General features: G+C 71.7%; 4 protein-coding genes. All 4 read left to right on the top strand.

Going from position 1 to position 5,668, the window contains the following annotated elements:
• Nucleotides 1-334 precede the first annotated feature (334 nt).
• On the top strand, nt 335-1,801 hold the full coding sequence (locus tag L1885_RS22490) for a pyridoxal phosphate-dependent decarboxylase family protein (RefSeq protein ID WP_235798986.1): 1,467 nt from the start codon (nt 335-337) through the stop codon (nt 1,799-1,801).
• Nucleotides 1,802-1,853: 52 nt separating this feature from the next.
• A complete protein-coding gene (locus tag L1885_RS22485; protein ID WP_235798987.1) occupies nt 1,854-3,140 on the top strand; it encodes a lysine N(6)-hydroxylase/L-ornithine N(5)-oxygenase family protein in 1,287 nt (428 codons plus the stop codon).
• The gene (locus tag L1885_RS22480; RefSeq protein ID WP_235798985.1) at nt 3,137-3,787 is read left to right on the top strand and encodes a GNAT family N-acetyltransferase; all 651 of its coding nucleotides are present in this window, start codon (nt 3,137-3,139) and stop codon (nt 3,785-3,787) included. Before L1885_RS22485 ends, L1885_RS22480 begins: the two co-directional genes overlap by 4 nt.
• Nucleotides 3,784-5,668: IucA/IucC family protein (locus L1885_RS22475; RefSeq protein ID WP_235798984.1), on the top strand; the 1,885-nt coding region annotated here is incomplete at its 3' end. The genes L1885_RS22480 and L1885_RS22475, both read left to right, overlap by 4 nt.

Raw genomic sequence — 5,668 nt, 5'->3', positions numbered from 1 at the left:
CCCCGCCGTCGGCACAGCGCCCCGCCCTTTCCCCGCGCCGCCCCGCTCCCCCGTACGGCCCGCCGGCCCCGTCCCGGCCCGAGGTCCCGCGCCCTCCCGGCGCCGCCCCCGTCCCGCTTCCGCCCCGCCCGCGGCCGATCGGGGCCGCTCCTCAACGGACGGACGCAGTGCTCGCGTTGTCCGTCCGGGCCGTGTCCGCCCGGCGTGCGGCACCCGGGATGCGCCCTACCCCCCTCCGTGAAGTTAGGTTAGGCTAACCTTGCTTTACGGCCGTGGCACTCCGTGCCGCGCAACGGACTTCCGTATCCCCACCCCCGCCCGGAAGGACCTCCCTATGCGTTCTCACCTGCTCAACGACACCACCGCGGAGCGCTATCGGCGCTCCGTGGCCGACGGGGTCGGGCGGGTGGCCGCGCGCCTCGCGTCGGTGCGATCACCCTTCACCGGCATCGCGCCCGACGCCCTCGGCCCCGAGATCGACGCGGTCGACCTCGACCGCCCCCTCGGCGACAACGGCTCCGCCCTCGACGAGTTGGAGCGCCTCTACCTCCGCGACGCGGTCTACTTCCACCACCCCCGCTACCTGGCGCACCTCAACTGCCCGGTCGTGATTCCGGCGGTGGTCGGCGAGGCCGTGCTGTCCGCCGTCAACTCCTCCCTCGACACGTGGGACCAGAGCGCGGGCGCGACGCTCATCGAGCGCCGCCTCATCGACTGGACGGCCGGCCGCATCGGTCTCGGCCCCGGCGCCGACGGCGTGTTCACGAGCGGCGGCACGCAGTCCAACCTGCAGGCGCTGCTGCTGGCCCGCGAGGAGGCGAAGAGCGCGGACGCCGACGGAGGCCACGGCCGGCTGCGGATCTTCGCCTCCGACTGCGCCCACTTCTCCGTGCAGAAGTCCGCCACCCTCCTGGGCCTGTCGACCGAGGCGGTCGTGGCGGTGCCGTGCGACGCCGACCGGCGCATGCGTCCCGCCGCGCTCGCCGCCGCGATCGAGGGCTGCCTCGCCGAGGGCAACGTGCCCATGGCGGTCGTCGCCACCGCGGGCACCACCGACTTCGGCTCCATCGACCCGCTCCCCGAGATCGCGGCCCTCTGCGCCCGCTACGGCACCTGGATGCACGTGGACGCGGCGTACGGCTGCGGGCTGTTGGCCTCCCCCACCCGCCGTGCGCTGCTCGACGGCATCGAGCGGGCCGACTCGGTCACCGTGGACTACCACAAGTCCTTCTTCCAGCCGGTGAGTTCCTCCGCGGTGCTGGTCCGCGACGGGGCCACGCTCCGGCATGCCACCTACCACGCGGACTACCTCAACCCGCGCCGCGCGCTGACCGAGCGCATCCCCAACCAGGTCGACAAGTCCCTGCAGACCACGCGCCGTTTTGACGCCCTCAAACTGTGGATGACACTGCGGGTGATGGGCGCGGACGGCGTCGGGGAGCTCTTCGACGAGGTGTGCGACCGGGCGGCCGAGGGGTGGCGGCTGCTCGCCGCCGACCCCCGCTTCGACGTCGTCGTGCGCCCGAGCCTGTCCACGCTGGTCTTCCGCTGCATCCCCCGGGACATCACCTCGCCGGCGGAGATCGACCGGGCCAACCTCTACGCCCGCAAGGCGCTGTTCGCGTCCGGCGACGCCGTGGTGGCGGGCACCGTCGTCGACGGCCGCCAGCACCTGAAGTTCACCCTGCTCAACCCGGAGACGACGCTCGCCGACATCGCGGCCGTCCTCGACCTGATCGCCGGGCACGCCGAGCACCACGTCGCGACCGGGAACGGGGGACGCCTTGTCCACGCGTCCTGACAGCCGCCGCCCCGCCGACCGGGGGGCCGGGCAGCCCTCGGGCCCCGTCTTCGTGCACGACTTCGTCGGCATCGGCCTCGGCCCGTTCAATCTGGGGCTGGCCTGCCTGGCCGAACCGATCGACGAACTCGACGGTGTGTTCCTGGAGAGCAAGCCCGACTTCGAGTGGCACTCGGGGATGTTCCTGGAGGGCGCGCACCTGCAGACGCCGTTCCTCTCCGACCTCGTCACCCTCGCGGACCCGACGTCGCCGTACTCCTTCCTCAACTACCTGAAGGAGGCCGGACGGCTGTACTCGTTCTACATCCGGGAGAACTTCTACCCGCTGCGCACCGAGTACAACGACTACTGCCGCTGGGCCGCGGGCAAGCTCTCCTCCGTACGCTTCGGGCGCACCGTCACCACCGTCACGTACGAGGACGCCGACGAGCTGTACAGCGTGCACACCGAGGGCGGCGAGACCTACCGGGCCCGCCGGCTCGTCCTCGGCACCGGCACCCCGCCGTACGTGCCGGAGGCCTGCGCGGGCCTCGGCGGCGACCTCATCCACAACTCCCGCTACCTCGGCGCGAAGGAGGGGCTCCAGGCGAAGGAGTCCATCACGATCGTCGGCAGCGGGCAGAGCGCCGCGGAGATCTACTACGACCTCCTGTCCGAGATCGACACGCACCACTACTGGCTCAACTGGGTGACCCGCTCGCCGCGCTTCTTCCCGCTCGAATACACCAAGCTGACGCTGGAGATGACGTCGCCGGAGTACGTGGACTACTTCCACGCGCTGCCCGAGGACACCCGCTACCGGCTGGAGGGCGAGCAGAAGGGCCTCTTCAAGGGCATCGACGCGGAACTCGTCAACCAGATCTTCGACCTGCTGTACCAGAAGAACCTCAAGGGTCCGGTGCCCACCCGGCTGATGACCAACACCGCGCTGCACGAGGCGCGTTACGAGCCGGGCGCGTGGCCTGGCGGCACGTACACGCTCGGGCTGCGCCAGGAGGAGCAGCAGCGGGACTTCTCGCTCGCCACCCAGGGGCTGATCCTCGCCACGGGCTACAAGTACGCGACGCCCGCGTTCCTGGCGCCCGTCGCCGACCGGATCAGGCTCGACGGGCACGGGCGCTTCGACGTGGCCCGCAACTACTCGATCGACGTGACGGGCCGGGGCGTCTTCCTGCAGAACGGCGCGGTGCACACGCACAGCATCACCTCCCCCGACCTGGGCATGGGCCCCTACCGCAACGCGTACATCATCGGCGAACTGCTCGGCCGCGCCCCCTACCAGGTGGAGAAGGCCATCGCGTTCCAGGAGTTCGCCGCTCCGGAAGGCACGATCGCATGACCGACCCCGCACACCTGCCCGCGACCTCCGCCCCCGTCGGCGGCCCGCACGCCGCGGCGGACCCGAGCCCGTACGCGGTCCGCTTCGGCCGCACCGACCCGAGCCTCGGCACGTTCTCCGTGCGGGGCGTGGACCCGCTCGCCGACACGGCGCTGCTGCACCGGTGGGTCACCCACCCGAAGGCGTCGTTCTGGCTGATGCAGGGCGCCTCCCTCACCGACGTCGAGCGCGAGTACATGGCGATCGCCGCCGCCGAGCACCACGACGCCTTCCTCGGCCTGCACGACGGCGCTCCCGCGTTCCTCATCGAGCGCTACGACCCGGCGTTCGTCGAGCTGAAGGGCCTGTACGACGCGCAGCCCGGCGACATCGGGATGCACTTCCTGGTCGACCCGGCGCCCTCCGGGGGCCCGCTGCACGGCTTCACGCGCGCCGTGCTCACCACGGTGATGGCGTTCCTCTTCGAGGACGCCTCCGTGCGGCGCGTGGTCGTCGAGCCCGACGTGCGCAACACCGCCGTGCACGCGCTCAACGAGGCGGTGGGCTTCCAGGTCGTGGAGAAGATCGCCAAGCCCGAGAAGGAGGCGCTGCTGAGCGTGTGCACCCGCGAGGCGTTCGAGGCCGCCACCGAGGGAGGCGCCCGATGACCCGCCCGTACCCGGACCGTCCCGCGGACGCCGTCGCCCACCTCACGCCCGAGCTGTGGGCGCGGGCGAACCGCGCCCTGATACGCAAGGCGCTGGCCGAGTTCTCCCACGAGCGCCTGCTGACGCCCGAGCCCACGGGCGACGGCGCGTACCGCGTACGGAGCGACGACGGTGCGACCGAGTACCGCTTCGGCGCGCGGCGGTACGCGCTCGACCACTGGCAGGTGGCCGGCGAGTCCGTCACCCGCACCCGCGGAGGCGTCGAACTGCCCTTGGACGCACTCGAGTTCATCACGGAGCTGCGCGGGGCGCTGTCGTTGTCCGACGCCGTCCTGCCGGTGTACCTGGAGGAGATCTCCGCGACCCTCGCGGGCACCGCCTTCAAACTGACGAAGAAGCCCGTCTCCGCCGCAGAGCTGGCGGGATCGGACTTCCAGGACATCGAGACCGGGATGACCGAGGGGCACCCCTGCTTCGTCGCCAACAACGGCCGTCTCGGCTTCGGTGCCCACGAGTACCGCGCGTTCGCGCCCGAGGCGGCGTCGGAGGTGCGGCTGGTGTGGCTGGCCGCGCACCGCGACCACGCCACGTTCACGGCGAGCGCCGGTCTCGACCACGAGACGCTGATGCGCGAGGAGTTGGGGGACTCGCAGCGGGACCGCTTCGCCGCGGCGCTGCGGGAGATGGGCCTCGATCCCGGCGACTACCTGCTGCTGCCCGTCCACCCCTGGCAGTGGTGGAACAAGCTGTCGGTCACCTTCGCGGCCGAGGTCGCCGAGCGGCGCCTCGTCCTGCTCGGCGAGGGCGACGACCGCTACCTGGCCCAGCAGTCGATCCGCACCTTCTTCAACACGTCCCGGCCCGGCCGGCATTACGTGAAGACGGCGCTGTCCGTCCTCAACATGGGCTTCATGCGGGGCCTTTCCGCCGCCTACATGGAGGCGACGCCCGCCATCAACGACTGGCTGGCGGAGCTGATCGAGCGGGACGGCGTCCTGCGCGCGGCCCGGTTCTCGATCATCCGCGAGCGGGCCGCGATCGGCTACCACCACCGCGCCTTCGAGGCGGCGACCGTCAAGGGCTCCCCGTACCGCAAGATGCTCGCCGCGCTGTGGCGGGAGAGCCCCGTCCCCGCGCTGAGGGGCGGCGAGCGGCTCGCCACCATGGCCTCGCTGCTGCACACCGACCGCGACGGCGCCTCGCTCGCCGCCGCGCTGATCGCCGAGTCCGGGCTGAGCCCCGCCGCGTGGCTGCGCCGGTACCTGGACGCGTACCTCGTCCCCGTCCTGCACTGCTTCTACGCGTACGGCCTGGTGTTCATGCCGCACGGCGAGAACGTCATCCTCGTCATCGAGGACGGCGCGGTGAAGCGGGCCGTGTTCAAGGACATCGCCGAGGAGATCGCGGTGATGGAGCCGGACACACCGCTGCCGCCCCAGGTGGAGCGCATCCGGGCCGACGTGCCGCAGGACATGCGGCTGCTGTCCGTGTTCACGGACGTGCTCGACTGCTTCCTGCGCTTCCTGTCACCGGCGCTCGTCGAGGACGGGGTGCTGGACGAGGGCGAGTTCTGGAGCACGGTCGCCGACTGCGTGCGCGTCTACCAGCACGGGGCCCCCGAACTGGCCGGGCGGTTTCGCCAGTACGACATGTTCGCGGGCGAGTTCGCCCTGTCCTGCCTCAACCGCCTCCAGCTGCGCGACAACGAGCAGATGGTCGACCTCCAGGATCCGGCGGGGGCGCTCCAGCTCGTCGGGCCGGTTCGGGCCGAGCATGATGCTGCCCCTGCAGCACGACGGCCGGCTGATCGGCACACTGACCGTGCCGAGGACGCGCGGTGGCCGCCCGTACACGCCGGTGGACCGGCTGCTCGCCTCGCAG

Origin of the sequence: Streptomyces fuscigenes (genome assembly GCF_021556455.1) — a bacterium.
GTDB lineage: Bacteria > Actinomycetota > Actinomycetes > Streptomycetales > Streptomycetaceae > Streptomyces > Streptomyces fuscigenes.
The sequence above is the reverse complement of the archived record's forward strand: the minus strand, read 5'-3'. Positions and strand labels throughout refer to the sequence as shown.